This is a genomic window from Marinobacter sp. E2 (genome assembly GCF_055755345.1).
The window spans coordinates 2,717,522-2,738,139 of record NZ_CM146911.1 but is presented as its reverse complement, the minus strand read 5'-3'; the positions used below and the strand labels follow the sequence as shown (position 1 = coordinate 2,738,139).

Annotated in this window: 19 protein-coding genes; 15 read left to right on the top strand and 4 right to left on the bottom strand. The window is 60.5% G+C overall.

The window, feature by feature from the left end:
* Positions 1-195: 195 nt before the first annotated feature.
* Entirely contained in the window at positions 196-1,236 is a 1,041-nt protein-coding gene (gene epmB / locus AC0J1C_RS12480) for an EF-P beta-lysylation protein EpmB (RefSeq protein ID WP_473044164.1), read from the bottom strand.
* A 45-nt stretch (positions 1,237-1,281) separates the two neighbouring features.
* On the opposite strand from epmB, the gene efp reads away from it, so the two are divergent.
* Together efp and epmA are read left to right on the top strand one after the other, a co-directional pair.
* Positions 1,282-1,857 (top strand): elongation factor P, encoded by a 576-nt coding sequence (gene efp, locus AC0J1C_RS12475; RefSeq protein ID WP_375192185.1) that lies wholly within the window; start codon positions 1,282-1,284, stop codon positions 1,855-1,857.
* A gap of 7 nt (positions 1,858-1,864) precedes the next feature.
* Entirely contained in the window at positions 1,865-2,836 is a 972-nt protein-coding gene (epmA, locus tag AC0J1C_RS12470; RefSeq protein ID WP_473044163.1) for an EF-P lysine aminoacylase EpmA, read from the top strand.
* Positions 2,837-2,868: 32 nt separating this feature from the next.
* Here the strand turns inward: epmA and asd are convergent, their stop codons facing one another.
* Positions 2,869-3,723, bottom strand: a complete 855-nt coding sequence (gene asd, locus AC0J1C_RS12465; protein ID WP_473044162.1) for an archaetidylserine decarboxylase — start codon at positions 3,721-3,723, stop codon at positions 2,869-2,871.
* A gap of 174 nt (positions 3,724-3,897) precedes the next feature.
* On the opposite strand from asd, the gene motA reads away from it, so the two are divergent.
* Together motA and motB are read left to right on the top strand one after the other, a co-directional pair.
* Positions 3,898-4,749 carry a flagellar motor stator protein MotA gene (gene motA, locus AC0J1C_RS12460; protein WP_375192188.1) on the top strand — a complete coding sequence of 284 codons (852 nt, stop codon included), beginning with the start codon at positions 3,898-3,900 and terminating at the stop codon, positions 4,747-4,749.
* 31 nt (positions 4,750-4,780) lie between these two features.
* Entirely contained in the window at positions 4,781-5,740 is a 960-nt protein-coding gene (gene motB, locus AC0J1C_RS12455; RefSeq protein WP_473044161.1) for a flagellar motor protein MotB, read from the top strand.
* A 38-nt stretch (positions 5,741-5,778) separates the two neighbouring features.
* Here motB and rsgA read toward each other — a convergent pair whose 3' ends face one another.
* Positions 5,779-6,834 carry a small ribosomal subunit biogenesis GTPase RsgA gene (rsgA, locus tag AC0J1C_RS12450; protein WP_473044160.1) on the bottom strand — a complete coding sequence of 352 codons (1,056 nt, stop codon included), beginning with the start codon at positions 6,832-6,834 and terminating at the stop codon, positions 5,779-5,781.
* Between the two features lie 284 nt (positions 6,835-7,118).
* On the opposite strand from rsgA, the gene orn reads away from it, so the two are divergent.
* On the top strand, positions 7,119-7,661 hold the full coding sequence (gene orn, locus AC0J1C_RS12445) for an oligoribonuclease (protein WP_375192191.1): 543 nt from the start codon (positions 7,119-7,121) through the stop codon (positions 7,659-7,661).
* Here the strand turns inward: orn and queG are convergent.
* A complete protein-coding gene (queG, locus tag AC0J1C_RS12440) occupies positions 7,656-8,735 on the bottom strand; it encodes a tRNA epoxyqueuosine(34) reductase QueG (protein ID WP_473044159.1) in 1,080 nt (359 codons plus the stop codon). The two genes, orn and queG, sit on opposite strands and share 6 nt — an antisense overlap.
* A 160-nt stretch (positions 8,736-8,895) precedes the next feature.
* Here queG and AC0J1C_RS12435 point away from each other — a divergent pair, with 160 nt between their 5' ends.
* The 10 genes from AC0J1C_RS12435 (at position 8,896) to AC0J1C_RS12390 (ending at position 20,547) form a co-directional block, all read left to right on the top strand.
* A complete protein-coding gene (locus AC0J1C_RS12435; protein ID WP_473044158.1) occupies positions 8,896-10,449 on the top strand; it encodes an NAD(P)H-hydrate dehydratase in 1,554 nt (517 codons plus the stop codon).
* Between the two features lie 10 nt (positions 10,450-10,459).
* A complete protein-coding gene (tsaE, locus tag AC0J1C_RS12430; protein ID WP_375192194.1) occupies positions 10,460-10,957 on the top strand; it encodes a tRNA (adenosine(37)-N6)-threonylcarbamoyltransferase complex ATPase subunit type 1 TsaE in 498 nt (165 codons plus the stop codon).
* A gap of 106 nt (positions 10,958-11,063) precedes the next feature.
* Complete coding sequence (locus tag AC0J1C_RS12425) at positions 11,064-12,347, top strand: N-acetylmuramoyl-L-alanine amidase (protein ID WP_473046550.1); 1,284 nt, start codon at positions 11,064-11,066, stop codon at positions 12,345-12,347.
* Between the two features lie 20 nt (positions 12,348-12,367).
* The gene (mutL, locus tag AC0J1C_RS12420; protein ID WP_375192195.1) at positions 12,368-14,278 is read left to right on the top strand and encodes a DNA mismatch repair endonuclease MutL; all 1,911 of its coding nucleotides are present in this window, start codon (positions 12,368-12,370) and stop codon (positions 14,276-14,278) included.
* 28 nt (positions 14,279-14,306) lie between these two features.
* Positions 14,307-15,311: a tRNA (adenosine(37)-N6)-dimethylallyltransferase MiaA gene (gene miaA, locus AC0J1C_RS12415; RefSeq protein WP_473046548.1), complete on the top strand. Its 1,005-nt coding sequence runs from the start codon at positions 14,307-14,309 to the stop codon at positions 15,309-15,311.
* A 33-nt stretch (positions 15,312-15,344) separates the two neighbouring features.
* Positions 15,345-15,596, top strand: coding sequence for an RNA chaperone Hfq (gene hfq, locus AC0J1C_RS12410; protein ID WP_008170056.1), 252 nt, complete (start codon positions 15,345-15,347; stop codon positions 15,594-15,596).
* Between the two features lie 118 nt (positions 15,597-15,714).
* On the top strand, positions 15,715-17,013 hold the full coding sequence (hflX, locus tag AC0J1C_RS12405) for a ribosome rescue GTPase HflX (protein ID WP_375192196.1): 1,299 nt from the start codon (positions 15,715-15,717) through the stop codon (positions 17,011-17,013).
* Positions 17,014-17,096: 83 nt separating this feature from the next.
* Positions 17,097-18,296 (top strand): FtsH protease activity modulator HflK, encoded by a 1,200-nt coding sequence (gene hflK, locus AC0J1C_RS12400; protein WP_375192197.1) that lies wholly within the window; start codon positions 17,097-17,099, stop codon positions 18,294-18,296.
* 2 nt (positions 18,297-18,298) lie between these two features.
* Positions 18,299-19,174 carry a protease modulator HflC gene (gene hflC / locus AC0J1C_RS12395; RefSeq protein WP_473044157.1) on the top strand — a complete coding sequence of 292 codons (876 nt, stop codon included), beginning with the start codon at positions 18,299-18,301 and terminating at the stop codon, positions 19,172-19,174.
* A 191-nt stretch (positions 19,175-19,365) separates the two neighbouring features.
* Positions 19,366-20,547, top strand: coding sequence for an ATP phosphoribosyltransferase regulatory subunit (locus AC0J1C_RS12390; protein WP_473044155.1), 1,182 nt, complete (start codon positions 19,366-19,368; stop codon positions 20,545-20,547).
* Positions 20,548-20,618: the final 71 nt, after the last annotated feature.

The window sequence follows — 20,618 nt, the reverse complement described above, 5'->3', positions numbered from 1 at the left end:
GGGGTATTCCAGGCCTGGCCCTGCCCGGCCAGTGTCCGCTCGGGAGACGGGTTGCCGGTAGGAAAACGCCATAAATACATGTTTTTATCTTTAACGTTACTGGACTTTAAGGTAGCAAACCAGTCTCAAAAAGCGAGAAGATCACGAGTTCACAATCTTTGACAAGTGAAATTCCGTTGCTTTTTGCGATGCCAGTCACGGGAACAGGTTGATCGGGGTCTTGCTGGCTTCGCCAGGAAGCTCCCGAACCAGTCGCGGCACCAGGAATCCAGGCAGGCGGGTCAGAAGCTCCCGCACCAATGCCCGGGCTTCGTCGTCGGGCACTTCGTAGTGGTGCGCGCCGGCCACCGGATCGAAGGTGTGGAGATAATAGGGCAGAACGCCCGCATCGAACAGGCTCTCGCTCAGTGACTCCAGTACCGGGACCTGGTCGTTGACGCCCCGCAGGATGACGGCCTGGTTAAGCAGGGTCGCACCGGTAGCCCTGAGGTAGCCGAGCGCGCGTCGGGTCGGACCGTCTATTTCCGCCGGGTGATTGATGTGCAGTACGATCACTATCTGCAGCGGAGTTGTGGACAGCCACTTCACCAATTCATCGCAAACCCTCTGGGGAATCACCACCGGCAGGCGGGTGTGCAGCCGGAGTCTGCGGATATGGGAAATGCCACTGATGGCGGCAGCCCATTGGGCCAGGAGGCGATCGTTGACAGCCAGCGGGTCGCCGCCACTGAAGATGACTTCGTTGATTTCCGGGCTGCCGGCGAGGGTGTTGATCACCCGCTGCCGATCTTCCGGTGATAACCGTTGCTCCTCATACGGAAAATGTCGCCGGAAGCAGTAGCGGCAGTTAACAGCGCACTGACCGGTTACCATCAGCAGCGCCCGGCTGCGATATTTCCGGATCAGCCCGGGGCTGGCGATGGCGTCGGCTTCCTGCAGTGGGTCGCTGACGAATCCCGGCGCTTCCAGGGTTTCCTCCTGCAGTGGCAGCACCTGGCGTAGCAGCGGATCGGCCGGGTTGCCTTTTTCCATGCGCGCCAGGAACGGTTCCGGTACCCGGAGCGGAAACAGCCGATGGCCCGCTCTTGCACCGGACAGCCAGGGAGTCTCGGGCAGTTCGAGTCGCCGGAGGAGCTCTTCCGGTGTGGTCACCGACTGCGACAACAGCTGTTGCCAGCTGCGCTGCTCGTGGTCGGAAAGGTGGGCTTCTATACGGGCGGGGGTTCGCTGTATCATATCGCCCTTCGAATTTTAAACAGCATTTTGTCAGGTGGACATTTCATGGCTTCATATTCTACCAACGAATTTCGCGGCGGTCTTAAGGTTTTGCTCGATGGCGACCCCTGCATCATTCTCGAGAACGAGTTTGTAAAACCCGGAAAGGGGCAGGCGTTCAACCGCGTCAAGCTGCGTAACCTGATGACCAACCGGGTCTGGGAGCGCACCTTCAAGTCCGGCGAAAGCCTGGAAGCCGCGGATGTCCTCGATCAGGACATGGAATACCTGTACACCGATGGCGAGTTCTGGCATTTCATGAAGACCGACGGTTCCTTCGAGCAGTATCCGGCCGACGCCAAAGCGGTGGGCGACACCGTCAAGTGGCTGAAAGAGCAGGACGTGTACACCGTGACCCTCTACAACGGCGCACCCCTGTCGGTAACGCCGCCCAACTTTGTCGAGCTGGAAGTGGTGGATACCGACCCGGGCATGAAAGGCGATACCGCCCAGGGTGGCTCCAAGCCGGCAACCCTTTCCACTGGTGCCGTGGTGAACGTTCCCCTCTTCATCACCATTGGCGAAGTGCTGAAGGTAGATACCCGCTCCGGCGAATACGTCAGCCGGGTCAAGAGCAGCTGAGCCTGAGATGACTGACCAACCTGTCTGGCAGCCCGCTGCCTCGCAGGGCGCCCTGAAAAGCCGCGCACAATTACTGGCCTTTGTGCGCGGCTTTTTTGCGCAACGGGGGGTGCTGGAGGTGGAGACCCCGGTGCTCGGCCAGTTCGGCGTCACTGATCCGAATCTCGACGGTGTTGCCGCTCTGGCAAGCGCCGGCGCCCGCAGCGGCGGGTGGCTGCAGACATCGCCCGAATATCACATGAAGCGTCTGCTGGCCGCCGGTTCCGGTCCGATTTATCAGGTGTCCCGGGTGTTTCGCAACGGCGAGCAGGGGCGTCGGCACAACCCCGAGTTTTCCATGCTGGAATGGTACCGGCCAGGGTTTGACGACCGGTCGTTGATGGCCGAAGTGGCAGACCTGGTGTGTGGTTGGCTGGGCTGTGAGCGGCCTGGGCTGATCACTTACGGGGAAGCCATGCGCCGCTGGGCCGGTATCGACCCCTACAGCGCCACCGACCGTGATCTTCGCAGGCGTGGCGAGCAGTGGCTGGAGGTGGAGCAGTTGGCAGATCTGGACCGGGACGGCGTACTGGACCTGTTGATGAGCTTTGCGGTGGAGCCGAATCTGGGGCAGGGCGGTCAGCCGGTGTTCATCACGGGTTATCCGGCATCGCAGGCGTCCCTGGCAAGGATCTCACAGGCAGACGGGCAAGCCACCGCACACCGGTTCGAGCTTTACATTGACGGCCTCGAGTTGTGCAACGGTTACTGGGAACTGACCGAGCCTGCGGAGCAGCGGCAACGGTTTGCGGCCGACAACGCTCAGCGCCGCCGTCTGGGCAAACCCGAAATGGCGGTGGACGAAGCGTTTCTGGCAGCCCTTGATCATGGGCTGCCGGACTGCTCGGGGGTTGCTCTGGGGCTGGACCGGCTGTTGATGCTAAAGCTCGGAACGACGGATATCCGCGAGGTGCTGGCGTTTCCCTTCGACCGGGCCTGACGGCTTTCCGGCGCTCGTAAAGGCGAAACCGGTCAGGACAGCGTGCCGAAGGCCTCGCCCATGCGCACGGTTTTGCCGGCCACCTGGTCACTGTTCCAGGATACGGCGCCCTCAGGCATCACAAGAATGACGGTAGAGCCCAGGCGGAAACGTCCCATTTCCTCGCCCTTGGCAAACTCCCGTGCATCGTCGCCTTCGTAGCGGGTCGCTGTAACACCCTGGCTTGTGGGTACCACAACGCCGGCCCAACGGGTTTCCACGCTGCCGACAATCATCGCGCCGACCAGAACCATGGCCAGCGGGCCCGCCTCGGTGTCGAACAGGCACACAACCCGTTCGTTGCGGGCGAACAGGTTGGGCACGTTCTCCGCCGTTACCGGGTTGACCGAGAACAGCTTGCCGGGAATATGGATCATCTCCCTGAGCTTGCCAGCCATCGGCATGTGAATGCGGTGGTAGTCTTTGGGTGCCAGGTAAATGGTGGAGAATTCGCCCCCCGCAAACGGTGCCGTGGTGACCTCGTCGCCGCCAAGCAGTTCGCTGAGGCTGAAGGTCTGGCCCTTGGCCTGGAAGACGCGATCCCCGGTAACCTGCCCCAGCTGGCTGATGGCGCCGTCGACAGGGCTGACCAGGGTTTTTTCGCCTTCGGCGAGCGGGCGCAGGCCCGGTTTCAGCGCTCTGGTGAAAAACGCGTTGAAGGTTGGGTAGGCTTCAGGATCCGGTTCGGCCGCTTCGCTCATGTCTACGCCATAGCGGCCGATAAACCATTTGATCACCCGGTTCTTGAGCGCGGGGTTGCGGTCGTTGTCGGCCAGACGACCGACCAGGCGGGAAATACCCAGTTGCGGCGTGAGGTACTGGCTCAGAACAAAAAGCTTGTCGAACATTAAAAGTGATCCTTTGCGCTCAAAGCCGCGAAGTTTACCAAAGACTGCCACCTGTATAGAAATTGTTTCACGGCTTCGCGGTTGGCCCATGGCCTTGCTATTATCAGGTCACCTTTGGCGTGTTTGCTTCCGGCTCCGGCCTATAACCAAGACTATAAGGCGCTCCTTCTTACCATGTTACTGATCATCGGCGGACTTATTGTTGTTGCCAGTGTCTTTACTGGCTATGTTCTCCACGGCGGCAATCTGATGGTGCTCTGGCAACCAACAGAAGTGCTGATCATTTTCGGTGCTGCCCTGGGTTCCTTTATCATTGCCAACCCGGTGCATACCCTCAAGGAAACGTTCAGTCGTGGCCTGCAGTTGCTCACCGGGTCTCCCTTCAACAAGTCCTTTTACATGGATCTGCTCAGCCTGCTGTACGAGATTTTCGACAAGTCCCGAAAGCAGGGTGTCATGGCCATCGAGGAAGACATTGATAACCCGGAGTCGAGCCAGATCTTTACCCGCTACCCTGCGATCATGAAATCGAAAGAGCTGCTGGCGTTTATCACGGATTACCTGCGTATCATCAGCTCTGGCAACATGGCTGCCCACGAGCTGGAAGGCATGATGGAGAACGAAATCGACAGTCGCCATCATGAAATCGAAGAGCCCGCCCATGCCGTCAACAAGATTGCTGATGCCCTGCCGGGCCTGGGTATTGTCGCCGCGGTGCTGGGTATCGTGATTACCATGAATTTCATGAGCGAGGGCCCGGAGAAAATCGGCCTGAGCGTGGCCGCTGCCCTTGTGGGCACCTTTCTGGGTATCTTCATGGGCTATGGCTTTGTCGGGCCCACCTCCATTGCCATGGAGCACGCCGCGAAGTACGAGCTCAAGGCCTACGAGTGTGTCAAAGCCTCGGTGGTTGCAACGGTTTCCGGTCAGGCACCGCAGATGGCCATCGAATTCGGTCGCAAGGCACTGCCCACTGACAAACGACCCGGTTTCCAGGAACTGAACGATCACGTTCGCTCCAAGTAAACCCGATCCCCGCTGATTCCGGAGCCGATTCGTGGAAGAACAGCCAATCATCATCAAACGCAAGAAGAAAGTGGTCGGTGGCCATCACGGCGGCTCCTGGAAAGTTGCGTTTGCGGATTTCGCGACCGCCATGATGGCGTTCTTCCTGGTGCTCTGGTTAACGGCAACCGCCTCGCCCGAGCAGAAGCGCGCTGTGGAAGGCTACTTCCGTGATCCCGTCGGCTTTACAGAAGGTGGTTCGCCCAACCCGGTGGACCTTGAGGGCAGTGCCTCGGTGGTTAAAGAAACCAGCACCGACATGGATCCTAATCAGATCCAGATTGAAGACCAGGTGGTGGACGACCTTGCGGAGACGCTTGAACAACGGCGAATGGAGGAGCTGTTCCAGGAGCTGAAAGAGCGTATCGAGCAGAACGAAACCCTGCAGGAGTTCAAGGACCAGTTGCTGATCGATATTACCGACGAAGGCCTGCGCATCCAGATTGTGGACCGCTCGGGGCGTCCCATGTTCGACAGCGGTCGGGCCCAGCTGAAGTATTACTCCCAGGACATCCTGTTCGAGCTGGCTAAAACCCTCGGGTCGGTCAACAACAAGCTCAGCATCACCGGCCATACCGACGCCACGCCTTTCGGCGGCCGCCCGGGCTATACCAACTGGGAGCTCTCCGCCGATCGCGCCAACACGGCGAGGCGCGCCCTGGTTGCCGGTGGCGTGCGTCAGGAACAGATTGCCCGGGTGGTGGGCCTGAGTGATTCGGTACTGTTTGACAAGGACGACCCGACCGCGCCGGTCAACCGGCGCATCTCCATCATCGTGCTGAATAAAAAGACGGTGGATGACATCCAGAACAGCGCCGGCCAGGCCGATGAGCCCCTGATAGACCTGACCCAACCCACGGAAGAAGAGCAGGAAGCCGCGCGAGAGCGTCTGGAAAGCGGGGAGTGGCTTCAGGAAAAACCGGAGCCGGCGCCGGGTGAGCTGAACTGGTAGTGTGAGCAGCTGGCCTGAGCGGGTGTTCTGATAAAAGATCAGTCCGCTTTCAGCCCCCGGGCCTGTTGCTCGGCCATATCCTGCAGGATACGGTGAAAACTCTTCAGGCGCGCCTCGCTGATCTTGCCGGCCTCGGCTGCCGCATCGATCGCGCAACCCGGATCGCCCATGTGCCGGCAGTTGCGGAACCGGCAGTGACCAATCAGATCCCGGATCTCCCGGAACCCGTATTCGATCTCCTGCGGTGTCATGTGCCACAGGCCAAACTCCCGGATGCCCGGTGAATCAATCAACTCCCCACCAATCGGAAGATGGAACAGTTTGGCGGTCGTGGTGGTATGGACACCCTTGCCGGTGCTTTCCGACACGGCACCCACCCGAATGCTCTCATCCGGCATCAGCGTTTGAATGATAGACGACTTGCCCACCCCGGACTGGCCTACGAACACACTGGTCTGCTCCCGCACCAGACGCTCCACCTCCGGCGAAGGCCGATCACCGGATTCGGCCGCGGACGTGCGCACCACCTCATAGCCGAGCGCCTCGTAACGCTCGAGCAGTGCGTCAATCGCCTGCCGGTTGCTATCGGTAATCAGATCGGTCTTGTTCAACAGGATAACGGCAGGAATGTCGGTGATCTCAGAGGCCACCAGGTACCGATCAATCAGATTGTCATGGGGCTCCGGTTCCGGCGCGATCACCAGAATGATGTGGTCAATGTTCGCCGCCACCGGCTTCAGGGCACCGAAATTATCCGGTCGCTGCAGCAGGTTCCTGCGCTCTCCCCGGGCCACGATGACGCCGGACTCGTTTTTTCCCGGACGCCAGACCACGGTGTCGCCGGTAACCAGACTGTCGATATTGGCCCGCACGAAACACCGAACCACCTCGCCGGTGTGCTCGCCCTCCAGGGCCTCCACATCCAGTTGTTGCCCGTAGTGGGCAATCACCAACCCCTCCTGCTCCGGCCCCAGTTCACCGGCCTCGGCCTGTTCCTGAACCTTCTTCTCCCGCCGCGCCGCCCGGGCCGCCCGCTCCTCCTGGACTTTCCGGATGCGGAATTGCTGCTGTTTGTTCAGTCGCCGTTTTGCCATGTATCGAGCGCGTACCGTGTTTGGGTTCGTGAGGTGTTACATCATACGTTAATCAGTCACAATACACAGACAAATCAGGGCGTCTGACAGACGTGAAGTCTGCGAGCACCCTACCTTCTCATATACCTCCAAGTGTATGGGCAGGGGTGGGGAGCGTCTTTCCGGGAATGTCGCCGGCCAGGGATGGCCGGCGCCAAGCGCACATGGATGTGCTCGTAGCGTTTCCCGGAAAGACGCTCCCCGCCCCTGCCTACTCCGAAACGTAAAGGCTGGGATGTAAAGAAATGGCAGAAAACCACCACCTGGTATGGATCGATCTTGAAATGACCGGCCTGGATCCGGAAAAAGAGCGGATCATCGAAATGGCCACCATCATCACCGATTCAGAGCTGAACATCGTGGCCGAAGGCCCGGTGATCGCCGTGCACCAGCCCGATAGCCTGCTGGATGCCATGGACGAATGGTGCACCCGTACCCACGGCGAAAGCGGGCTGACCAGGCGAGTCCGGGAAAGTGACATCTCCGAGGCGCAGGCCGAACAGCAAACCCTCGAGTTCCTGAAAAAGCACGTCGGGAAAGGCCAGTCGCCCCTGTGCGGCAACAGCATCGGCCAGGATCGTCGCTTCCTCGTGAAATACATGCCCGAACTGGAAAACTACTTCCACTACCGGAACCTGGACGTTTCCACCATCAAGGAACTGGCCCGCCGCTGGCGCCCGGACGTACTCAAGGGCGTTCAGAAAAAAGGCAGTCACCTGGCGCTGGATGATATCCGCGACTCCATCAACGAACTGCGCCACTACCGGCAGGAATTCTTCAAGCTATAGACCATGCCGCCGCAAGGCCCAGCGAACGTGTTCGCGGACCAGCTCCGAGGGGTGGTCCGCCCGTTGCTTGAGTGCCTCGATCACTGGGATGGTTGAGGGCGCGTTACCCAGCCCCACGGCCAGATTCCTCAGCCAGCCCTCATAGCCGGTGCGCCGGATGGCCGAGCCCTCAGTGCGTTTCAGGAACTGCTCCTCCGTCCACAGAAACAGTTCGGCCAGGGTGCTGTTGTCCAGCCCGTGGCGAGGCTGGAAATCCTTTTCCTCCGTGGGCTTGCTGAACTTCTGCCAGGGACATACCAGCTGGCAGTCATCGCAGCCGAATACCCGGTTGCCCATCAGGGGCCGAAGCTCTTCAGGAATACTGCCCCGGAACTCGATGGTGAGGTAACTGATGCAGCGCCTGGCATCCAGCTTGTGAGGACCCACGAACGCCTCGGTGGGGCACAGGTCCAGGCAGGCCGAACAGCTGCCGCAGTGGTCGGTTTCAAACGGCGGATCCGTTGGCAGCGGTGCGCTGGTGAAAATCTCTCCCAGAAAGAAAAACGAGCCGGCTTTCGGATGGATCAGCATATTGTTCTTGCCAATCCACCCCAGCCCGGCACGCTGCGCCAGTGCCCGCTCCAGCACCGGCGCACTGTCCACGAATGCCCGGTAGTCGTAGCCGCTTAGGGCGGCATCAATTTTCGCAGCCAGTTGCGCCAGCCGCTTGCGAATCAGCTTGTGGTAGTCGCGTCCCAGCGCGTAGCGCGTCACATAGGCGGATTCCCGGTCAGTGAGTGCTTGTTTCGGGTTGTCCGGTGCCGGTAGATAGTCCATTCGCACCGAGATCACCCGGCGGGTGCCGGGCACCAGGGAGTCTGGCGTGTAGCGTTTGTCACCATGGTGCCCCATGTAATCCATATCGCCCTGGTAGCCTTCGGCCAGCCAATCCTGCAAATGCCGGGCGTGCTCTCCCGTGTCCGGCGTGGTGATGCCCACGTCGGCAAACCCCAGATCGCGCGCCCACTGCCGTATAAGTGCTGGCAAATCAGCGAGTTCGGGGTGTGTTGTGTTGCTGGAAGCTGTGGCACTCATGATTCTGCCGGTAGCAAGGGTGGTTGAGGAGCGGGCGCTCTGACGTTCGGGTACAGATATTTAATTTGATTAAGTTATGACCTTTTCTCCTGTTTTGCTATGCTTTACAGGTATCTGGCCATTTTTCTTAAACCGGTTTCTGTAACGGGAGCAGGGCTGTATGCCGCCGTCTGAGCTTCACAGTTTACCAGACGCACTGTTTTCCGCCGATGGGGTGCGGCTAATTGACCGCTACGTCATCGAGCAGCAGGGCGTAGACGGCTTCGACCTCATGCAGTCAGCAGCCCATGCGGCTTTTCGCAGGCTCGTTCGCCACTGGCGTGACTGCGGCCGGGTTCTCGTGCTGTGTGGTGCGGGCAACAACGGCGGTGACGGTTACCTGGTTGCCGCCAATGCCCGGCGCCATGGCCTGGACGTGTCATGTGTTGCCGTTGCGCCCACGGAAAAACTGTCTGGTGACGCCCGCAAGGCTTGGCAGAAAGCACTGGCCGACGGGGTTGATGTTGTCTCTCTCGGCGAGCTGGATGAATCTGCCCTGGAAACGCTGTTCGTGCAGGCCGGACTGATTGTTGACGCCATGCTGGGTACCGGCGTCTCCGGCGCGCCCCGGGCGCCCTTTGCCGACCTGATCGACCGCTGCAACAACTCGCCGGCGCCAGTGTTGGCGGTGGATCTTCCTTCCGGTTTGAACGCGACCACCGGCGCTGCGGAGGGTCAGGTAATCCGCGCTGCGATGACGGTGACTTTCATTGGTCTGAAAGCCGGGCTGTTTACCGGCGAAGGCGTTGCCGCCGCTGGTGAAGTGGTGTTCGAGGGCCTGGGCACGGAGTCGGCGATACCGGTCAGCGGCCAGACACCGGTTGCCATGCGCCGGGACTGGGTAAGAATTCGCAACTGGCTGCCGCAACGGCCCGTCAATGCCCACAAGGGGCGGTTCGGTCACGTGCTGGTGGTGGCGGGTGATCGGGGATTTGGCGGTGCCGGATTGCTGGCAGCCGAGGCGGCGCTTCGTTCAGGCGCTGGCCTGGTTTCGCTGGCTACCCGCCCCGAGCATGTCTCGGCGGCCTTGTCCCGGTGCCCGTCAGTGATGGTGCATGGACTGATTCACGGTTCTGAGTTGCCGCCGCTGCTGGCCAGCGCTTCGGTGGTGGTGTGCGGCCCGGGTATTGGGCGCAGCGCCTGGGGGCAGCAGATGCTGGAACAGGTAATTGCCAGTGGTAAGAACCGGGTACTGGATGCCGACGCCCTGAACCTGCTGGCGGCCAGAGTGGCCGTGCCGGCAGAGAACCAGATTCTGACGCCACATCCGGGTGAAGCGGCCCGGTTGTTGAACTGCTCGGTGCCTGAAGTGGAATCCGATCGTTTGCGGGCGTGCTCCAGGCTGCACTCACTCTACGGAGGCACGGTGTTGCTGAAGGGGGCTGGAACTGTGGTTGCCTCAGGAAGCGAACCGGTGGATATTGTCAGCGGCAGCAACCCCGGAATGGCCACAGGCGGTATGGGGGATGTGCTGTCAGGCATTGTTGGCGCCCTGTATGGCCAGCTTGGCGACCCGGCACGTGCTGCGGTGCTGGGCGCCGCCGCGCATCTTCGTGCCGCCGATCTGGCATCGGAATCCCGGGGATTCATGGGTCTGATACCGAACGATGTGATTGATACGCTGCCGCGGGTTTACAGCGAATCTGAACCAGGCCGGGAACGGGAAGACGTATGAGAGCGGTCTTATGAGTGCTGCGGGTAACGAATGTCGTGTGTTTCTTGCCAATGAGGCGGAAACCGAGCAGCTTGGCCGTGAGCTCGCACGCCGTGTGGCAACCTCCGGGCGGGGCCTGGTGGTTTACCTGGAAGGTGACCTGGGCATGGGCAAAACCACGCTGAGCCGGGGGGTGATGCGGGGCCTGGGGCATGAGGGGGCGGTCAAGAGCCCGACCTACACCCTGGTGGAGCCCTATGAAGACTTGAGGCCTGTGGCCTATCACTTTGACCTGTATCGTCTGGGTGATCCGGAAGAGCTGGAATACATGGGCATCCGGGATTATTTTGCTGGCGACAACCTGTGTCTGGTGGAGTGGCCAGGCCGCGGCGAAGGGGTGTTGCCCGAGCCGGATCTGGCGTTGCACCTGGAGTTACAGGCAGATGGTCGCAGAGCACTGATCACGGCCCACTCCGAGCGAGGCTTGAACGTACTTGAAGGACTGGAAAAGGTTGGCGCCGGTCGCTGATCGGATTGCAATCTGTGAGGGGCAGGTAGGCTGTATGGCAATCAAAACATCCATTATTTCGCGGACGCTGGTTCTGGTGCTGGTCACGCTGGTTTCTTTGCCTCTCATGGCCCGGACACTGGTGGAAGGGGCCCGGATCTGGCCTGCGCCCGATCACACCCGGCTGGTGCTCGACACCGGTGGTGAGGTGGATCACAACATTTTCTCACTGTCCGGGCCTGCCCGCCTGGTGATTGACCTCAAGAACACCAGCCTGAAAGCCGATTTTTCGGCTCTCGATCTTGAAGGTAGCCCTATCAAGCGGATTCGTAGCGCTCCACGCAATGGCAACGATCTGCGGGTGGTGCTCGATCTGAAGTCTGACATCAAGCCGCGCAGCTTCCAGCTTGAGCCCAACCAGCAGTACGGCCACCGGCTGGTGGTCGACCTCATTGACGAGGGCGGGAGTCGCATTGAGAAGGCGACCGCACCAACGGTCACGCAGGACGCCAGTGGCAAGCGCGATATCATTGTGGTCATCGATGCCGGTCATGGCGGCGAAGATCCGGGTGCCATCGGGCCCCGGGGAACCCGCGAGAAAGACGTGGTGCTGAAGATGGCGAAAACCCTGTCAGATCTGATCAATCAGCAACCGGGTTACACCGCCAAGCTGACCCGCACAGGGGACTATTACATTGGCCTGCGCAACCGAACCATCCTGGCGCGCAAATACAATGCCGACCTGTTCGTGTCGGTACATGCGGATGCCTTCCGTACGCCACAACCCAAGGGGGCGTCCGTGTTTGCGCTGTCTCAGCGGGGGGCCACCAGTGAAACGGCCCGCTGGCTCGCCAACAGTGAGAACCGTTCCGACCTGATTGGTGGCGCTGGCGGCCTGTCCCTCGACGGCCGCGACGACACCCTTGCCGGTGTGCTGCTGGACCTGTCCATGACCGCAAGCATTAATGCCAGCCTGGGCGTTGGCAGCTCCGTGCTGGGCCAGCTCGGCGGAGTGGCTGAACTTCACAAGCCCGGGGTGGAACAGGCCGCTTTCGCGGTGCTCAAGTCCCCGGATATTCCCTCGATCCTGGTCGAGGCGGGTTTTATTTCCAATCCGCAGGAAGAAAAGAACCTGTCCACCGAGTGGTATCGCACCCGGCTGGCGAAGGCGATCATGGGCGGGATCGATAATTACTTCCAGAAAACGCCGCCTCCCGGCACCCTGCTGGCCTGGCAGAAGCAGAATGGCCAGAGTGGTGGCGGTGTCAGTCACTACCGGATCCAGCGGGGTGACACCCTCTCCGGCGTGGCCAGGAAAAACCAGACAACCGTCAGCGAGCTGATGCAGTTTAACGACCTTCGGGACGACCGTGTTATGGTAGGGCAAACCATTCGTATCCCCGCGTCCTGATCAAGAGGTTTTTCCGCAACATGCCCTCCATTCGATTGCTGTCACCACGGCTCGCGAACCAGATTGCCGCGGGCGAGGTGGTGGAGCGACCTGCGTCTGTCGTCAAGGAACTGGTTGAGAACGCCCTGGATGCCGGTGCCGGCCGGGTCGATGTCGAGATCGAACAGGGTGGCGTGAAGCTGATCCGGGTCCGTGATGATGGCAGCGGTATCGCCGAAGACGACCTGCCCCTGGCGCTCAGCCGCCATGCCACCAGCAAGATTGCCAGTCTGGATGACCTGGAGGCGGTGGCCTCTCTGGGGTTCAGGGGTGAGGCCCTGGCCAGCATCAGTTCGGTTTCCAGGCTCACGCTCACATCGCGAACAGAAGCCCAGGAAGCCGCGTCGCGGGTGGAAGTGGAAGGTCGGGAAATGGACGCGCGGATATCGCCCGCTGCGCACCCGGTTGGCACCACTGTGGAAGTGCGTGACCTGTTCTTCAATACCCCCGCGCGACGCAAGTTCCTGCGTACCGAGAAAACCGAATTCAATCATGTGGAAGAGTGCTTGCGACGGCAGGCCCTGAGCCGTTTCGATACCGGGTTTACTCTTCGCCATAACCAGCGCGTGTTACAGAGTTTACGGCCTGCGGAATCGCCGCTGGATCGTGAGCGTCGGATCGGAGCCCTGTGTGGCCAGCAATTCATCGACAACGCCGTGGTGATCGACGCCGAGGCAACCGGGCTCAGGCTCTGGGGATGGGTGGCCCTGCCGACCTTTTCGCGCAGCCAGGCGGACCTGCAGTATTTTTTCGTCAATGGCCGCGTGATCCGGGACCGGTTGGTGGCCCACGCCGTGCGCCAGGCTTATCGGGACGTGCTGTACAATAACCGGCACCCGGCGTTTGTGCTTTACCTGGAGGTCGATCCCGCAACGGTCGACGTCAACGTTCACCCCACCAAGCACGAAGTCCGCTTCCGTGATGGCCGTCTGGTGCACGATTTCATCTTCAGGACGCTACACAAGGCGTTGGCGGACGTTCGCCCGGATGACCATCTCCGGGGTGCCGTGGCCCAGTCCTTCGGGCGCGAGGCAGCGGTCGGCTCGCAGCAGGCCATGCCGACAACAGGCGCTTCTGCCGGCGAATCCTGGAACGGACAGCCGGCGGTACCTGACTACAGGGCGTCGGCGGATGCCGGGAACGGGTATGGACGTCAGCAACAACCGCAACAGGAGTGGCGCGCCAGTGACCAGATGGCATTCTACCAGTCGCTGAACGCCGGCGGTGGCAGCGAAGGCCAGCAGGCCATGCCGGTAACCGAGACTCCGGTTGCGCCCATGCCGACGCCGCCCGCAGACAGTGATCAGGAGCCTCCGTTGGGCTACGCGATTGCCCAGCTGCACGGGATTTACATCCTGGCCCAGGGCCGTGCCGGCCTGATTGTGGTGGACATGCACGCGGCCCATGAGCGAATCACCTACGAGCGCATGAAGCGGGCACTGGCCGAACAGGATCTGAAAAGCCAGCCGCTGCTCGTACCCATTTCCCTGGCCGTCAGCCAGAAAGAGGCCGCGCTTACCGAAAGTCACGGTGAGGAACTGCAAAAGCTTGGCCTGCAGATCGAGCGCATCGGGCCGGAAACCCTGGCGGTGCGGCAGGTTCCGGCGTTGTTGCGCGGTGCCGACACCGAGCAGCTGGTAAGGGACGTGCTGGCGGACCTGATCGAACATGGCCAGAGCGACCGGGTTGAAGCCGTCACACACGAGCTACTGGGCACGATGGCGTGCCATGGGTCGGTACGTGCCAACCGGCAGCTCACCATCCCGGAAATGAATTCGTTGCTCCGTGACATGGAGGCAACCGAGCGCAGTGGCCAGTGCAACCACGGCCGGCCAACCTGGACTCTGGTCACCCTGTCCGAACTGGACAAACTGTTCCTGCGGGGTCGTTGAGGTGGCTCTGCCCCCGGCCATTTTCCTGATGGGGCCGACGGCGTCCGGAAAGACCGATCTCGCCGTGGCGCTATGCGAGCGCCTGCCCTGCGACATCATCAGTGTGGATTCGGCCATGATTTACCGGGACATGGATATCGGCACTGCCAAGCCAAGTCCCGAAGAGTTGTCACGAGCCCCGCACCGGCTCATCGACATATGCGATCCGGCCGAGACCTATTCAGCTGCGGATTTTCGCCGGGACGCCCTGGCGGCCATGGCGGAGATTACGGCGGCTGGCCGAATTCCGTTGCTGGTTGGTGGCACCATGATGTACTTCAAGGCACTGCTGCACGGCATGTCGGGTTTGCCGGCCGCCAGTCCGGAGCTGCGCCGGACGCTGGAGCAGGAGGCCGAGACCCGGGGCTGGGAGGCTCTGCACCGCGAGCTCAGCGCCCACGACCCGGTAGCGGCGGAGAGGATTCACCCCAACAATCGCCAACGGCTGTTGCGGGCCCTGGAGGTGTGGCGCCTCACCGGAAAGCCCATCTCCGAATTCTGGCAAGCCGAATCAGGATCAGAGCGGCAGGTAGCAAGTGTGAAGCAGGATCGCGATATTGAGGATTACACCTATTTCACCCGCTGGCAGGCAGACGAAACACCTTCGCTTCCGTATACTGTTGTACAGCTTGCCATCGTGCCCCCAGACCGGCGAGTGCTTCATGAGCGAATTCGCCAACGCTTTATGCAAATGCTCGAGGCGGGTTTTCTCGATGAGGTGCGGGCACTGATGCTCAGGGAAGATCTGCACCCTGAACTCCCTTCCATGCGGTGTGTCGGTTATCGTCAGGCCTGGAGTTACCTGTCCGGGGAGGATGATTATCAGACCTTTGTTGGCAAGGGAGTGGCAGCAACCCGCCAACTGGCCAAGCGGCAGTTGACCTGGTTGCGAAAGTGGTCCGACGTGGACTGGCTGGACAGCAGTGACGAACTTGTCATTGAAGCCGCCTTGAAAAAAATCCGACTTCGCACCACATTTAATTTTGAATTATGACGATCTGCATTTACTAAAAACAGGAGAAAACACATGTCAAAAGGGCATTCGTTACAAGACCCTTACCTCAACGCCTTGCGCAAGGAACGCATTCCGGTTTCTATCTTTCTGGTCAATGGTATCAAGCTTCAGGGCCAGATCGAGTCTTTCGACCAGTTCGTGATTTTGCTGAAAAATACTGTCAGCCAGATGGTCTACAAGCACGCCATTTCCACCGTGGTTCCTGCACGTAATGTTCGCATTCCTCAGCAGGCGCCGGGAGGAGAGGGCGAGTCTGAAGACTGAGTCTCCCGGCTTTCCGGCCTTACCACCCGCGTTCCGGAAGACCCTGCAAAGGGTCGGACGGCCGCGGGTGTTTGTTTTTATACCCTTGTTGATTTGATTGTTCCGGAGTTGATGCCAATTGTTTGAACGTCCAGATGTCGGCGAGCGCGCCATCCTTGTCCACATCGATTTCACCGACCACGATGGGTCGGAAGATCCCGGTGAGTTCCGGGAACTGGTCACTTCCGCGGGAGTGGATCCGGTCGGTACCGTTACCGGCTCCCGCAAGCAGCCAAGCCCCCGTTTTTTTGTGGGCGAAGGCAAGCTGGAGGAAGTCCGGGACGCCGTCGCGGCCCATGAGGCCGATGTGGTGCTCTTCAATCATGCCCTGAGCCCCCGTCAGGAGCGTAATATCGAGCAGGAGCTCAAGTGCCGGGTGCTTGATCGCACCGGCGTCATCCTCGATATCTTTGCCCAGCGCGCCCGAACCCACGAGGGTAAGCTGCAGGTAGAGCTGGCCCAGTTGGAACATATGTCAACGCGCCTGGTCCGGGGCTGGACCCACCTGGAGCGGCAGAAGGGCGGCATCGGGCTCCGGGGCCCGGGTGAAACCCAGCTTGAGACGGACCGTCGCTTGCTGAGAGAGCGCATAAAGTCCATTCACAAGCGCCTGGAAAAGGTTCGCAAGCAGCGTAATCAGGGCCGTCGGGCGCGCCAGCGTGCAGATATTCCAACGGTCTCACTGGTGGGTTACACCAACGCCGGCAAATCAACATTGTTCAACCGTATTACCACCTCCTCCGTATATGCTGCAGATCAGCTGTTTGCGACCCTCGATCCTACGCTCCGGCGCCTGGAACTTCCGGATATCGGGCCGGTCGTAATGGCCGATACCGTGGGCTTCATCCGGCATCTGCCCCACAAGCTTGTGGAAGCCTTCCGGGCGACCCTCGAGGAAACCACGCAAGCCACCCTGCTGCTGCACATCATCGACAGTCATGATGAGCGCCGTGATGAGAATATGGAGCAGGTGGAAGAAGTGCTCGCGGAAATCGGCGCCGACGGCATACCGGTACTGCAGGTGTTCAATAAGATCGACCTGCTGGAGAATTTTACACCCCGGGTAGAGCGCAACGAGGATGGTGTTCCGGTGCGGGCCTGGGTTTCGGCGGTCACGGGGGAGGGCCTTGATGGCCTCTACGACGCCATCGTCGAGCGATTGGCCGAGGACGTGGTGCATCACTTTGTGTTGCTTGGGCCGGCGGATGGCAAGTTGCGCGCACTGCTGCACGAAGCCGGCTCGGTGCTCAGCGAAGAGCACCGCGATACCGGCGATTCGGTCCTGGAGGTTCGCCTGCAGAATCGTGACTGGTTGCAGCTGTTAAGCCGGGCCGGTGTGAAGGAAGGCGCCGTTCGGCTTGATACCCGACGTGCTTGAAACCCCGGGAGCTATTGCCGGGGCGGTCATAAATCCCTAGTATTTGCAGCCATTCTATCTATAAGTCAGTAACGGAGAGCACTATGGCCTGGAACGAACCGGGTGGAAACCGTAACGACAATGATCCCTGGGGAACCGGTGGTGGTCGGCGCGGCAATGATCAGGGTCCGCCAGACCTCGACGAAGCACTGAAAAAGGGTCTGGACAAACTCAACAAAATGTTGGGTGGCAAAGGCGGTAAGTCCGGTGGTAGCGGCAGTGGCGGCGGAAGCGCCGGTGGCTTCGGTGCTATCCTGGCTTTGGCTGGCATTCTGGTGGTCGGCTATATCGTGTTCCAGTCCTTTTATACCGTGGACGAACAGGAGCGTGCAGTGGTGCTGCGTTTCGGTGAGTACCACACCACCGAGAACCCGGGTCTGAGGTTCAAGGTGCCGCTTATCGACAGCGTTTCCAAGGTGCGGGTAACCAACGTCCGGACCGCGGAATCCAGCGGCCAGATGCTGACCCAGGATGAAAACCTGGTGACGGTGGATCTGCAGGTTCAGTATCGGGTCAGCAATGCTCGCGATTACGTGCTTAACGTGCGGGATTCCAACCAGGCGCTTGCGTTTGCGACCGACAGTGCGCTCCGTCACGAAGTGGGCAGTGCCTCCCTTGACGCCGTCCTGACGGAAGGCCGGGTTGAGCTGGCGGTCAACGTGGAGCAGCGTCTCCAGAATTTCCTCAAGCAGTATGGTGCGGGCCTTGAGGTGGTGCGGGTGAACGTTGAAAGTACCCAGCCGCCCCAGGCAGTACAGGACGCCTTCCGCGAAGTGCAGCGTGCCCGTGAAGACGAGCAGCGGCTGAAGGAAGAGGCCGAAACCTACCGCAACCGGGTTGTTCCGGAAGCCCGGGGCCAGGCCCAGCGTATGATTGAAGAAGCGGCAGCTTACAAGGCGCAGGTGGTTGAGCGTGCCAAGGGTGAAACTGCCCGGTATCTGGACCTGCTGAAGGTCTATGAAGGCTCGCCGGAGGTTACCCGTAACCGGATGTACCTGCAGGCGATGGAAAACGTGCTTGCCAGCTCCAGCAAGGTTCTGGTGGACACCAAGTCCGGCGATAACATGATGTATCTCCCGCTGGATCGCCTTACCCGCTCCGGTGCGAGCGCGGCGGCCGGTCGCAATGAAAGCGCCGGCGATGCAGGCAGCATGACCGGGCAGGTGGACCTCCAGTCCCTGACCGATCAGGTATTGCGGGAGCTTCGCAACCGCCAGTCGACTAACTCCAGAGTAGGGAGATAACCATGGGTCCCAAAAGCATTATCGGTCTCGCTGGCACCCTCATCATTCTGTTGCTGGTCTCCTCGAGCGTCTACATCATCCCGGAAACCCACCGTGGCGTGCTGCTTCGGTTTGGTGAGCTGATCGAGACCAACATTCCGGCAGGGTTGCACTTCAAGGTCCCGGTGATCGACGAAGTGCGCAAGTTTGATGTACGGGTTCTGACCATGGACCTTCCGGCGCGTCAGTACCTGACCGTCGAGAAGAAGCCCCTGGACGTGGATTCGTACATCGCCTGGCAGATTGCCGATGTGGATACCTTCTATCGGGCCACCGGTGGTGATGAGTTCCGTGCCCAGAACCTGCTGCTGTCGCGGGTGGATAACGGCCTGCGGAACGAGTTTGGTGTGCGTACCATGCACGAGGTGGTCTCCGGCCAGCGGGATGAACTCATGGCCAAGCTGAAGGATCTGGTGAACCAGACTTCGGTCAGCGAGTTCGGTATCCGGGTTCTGGACATTCGTGTGAAGGCCATCGAGCTGCCCGAGCAGGTGCGTGATAACGTTTACCGCCGCATGGCGACCGAACGTGAGAAGCTGGCTCAGGAATACCGCTCGCGGGGCCGTGAGTTGGCCGAGGGCATTCGTGCCGATGCTGATCGTCAGAAAACGGTTATTCTTGCCGAGGCCTTCTCCCAGTCTGAGAAGCTGCGCGGTGAGGGTGATGGTCAGGCCGCCCAGATCTATGCGGACGCCTACAGTCAGGATAGCGAGTTCTTCAGCTTCTACCGGAGCCTGGCGGCCTACCAGAACTCGTTCGCCAACAAGGACGATATCATGGTGATCGACTCCGAGGGTGATTTCATGAAGTACCTGCGGGATCCCCAGGGCACGAAATAAACCTCCCCCGTGAGTTCAATTAAACCGGAATACCCTCGTATTCCGGTTTTTTTGTGCCCGCCAACCGTGTAAAATTCTGGCGGTTTTGTGCCGGGTTTTTTGGCCCGGTGACGCTTTAAATCCTGTGTGATCCCTCTTTGTCAGGGCTGGGCCATCAGCGCTGGTGCGGATAAAACGGACAACGGAATCTCATGACAGTATCTGATCGCTGGTTACTGCCAGACGGTGTGGAAGACATTCTGCCGCCGCTGGCCGGACGGATCGAATCCCTGCGCCGGGATGTAATGGATACCTGCCAGCGCTGGGGTTATCAGCTGGTCATCCCGCCGCTTATCGAATACCTCGAATCCCTGTTTACCGGAACCGGCAACGATCTGGAATTGCAGACGTTCAAGCTGACCGACCAGTTGACCGGCCGGATGATGGGTGTGCGGGCAGACATGACCCCGCAGGCTGCGCGCATTGACGCCCATACCCTCGGGGAAGAGGGTATCACCCGGCTGTGTTATGCCGGCCATGTCCTGCATACCCGCCCCCGCCATATGCTGACCGGGCGCACGCCGATCCAGGCCGGTTGCGAATTGTTCGGCAGTGCCTCCGAAGCCGCCGATGTGGAAGTGATCCGGCTGATGCTGGAAAGCCTGCGGGTGGCTGGACTGCCCCGGGTACATCTTGATCTTGCCCACGTTTCGATCTACGAGAGCCTGATTGGCGCGGCGGATTTTGAACGAGATACCGAGGCGGCCATTTTCGACGCCATGGCTCGCAAGTCGGTACCCGAGCTTGACCAGTTGCTGGGTCACTGCAAGCCAGGCTCTGCTGGCGCCCGCCTGCGGGAGCTGGCCCGGGTGAGCGGTGGTCCGGAAGCGCTCAGCGACGCCCGCCGCATTCTCGAGGGTGCCTCAGAGAGTCTGGATGCCGCGCTTGAGCAACTCGCGCGGGTGTCCGACATGCTGGCAAAGGAATACCCGGAGGTCGGTTTCGGCTTCGATTTCTGCGAACTTCGGGGCTACAACTATCACACCGGCCTGGTGTTTGCCGCTTATGTCCCGGGCCACGGCGATGCGGTTGCCAAGGGTGGCCGCTACGATGCCATTGGCAGCGACTTTGGGCGGGCTCGTCCGGCGACCGGTTTCAGCCTGGATATCCGGGCGCTGGTATCCCTGGGCGAGCGTGTCAGCAGCCGGCCCGGCGCCGTCTGGGCACCGGCGGATGACGATCCTGCCCTGGATGGTGTGATTGCCGGCCTGAGAATGACCGAAACCGTTGTCCGCGCGTTGCCAGAGGACAAGAACACCGATCCGGTGCTCAAGGGGTGTGACCGGAAACTGGTGAAACAGGGCGGCCAGTGGGTCGTGCAGAAGCTGGGCTGATCCCTGCGGGGCTTCGGTGAATCCATTTACAGGAAAACTTGCGAAACGCCTGCCCTCAGGGCAGCCGTATT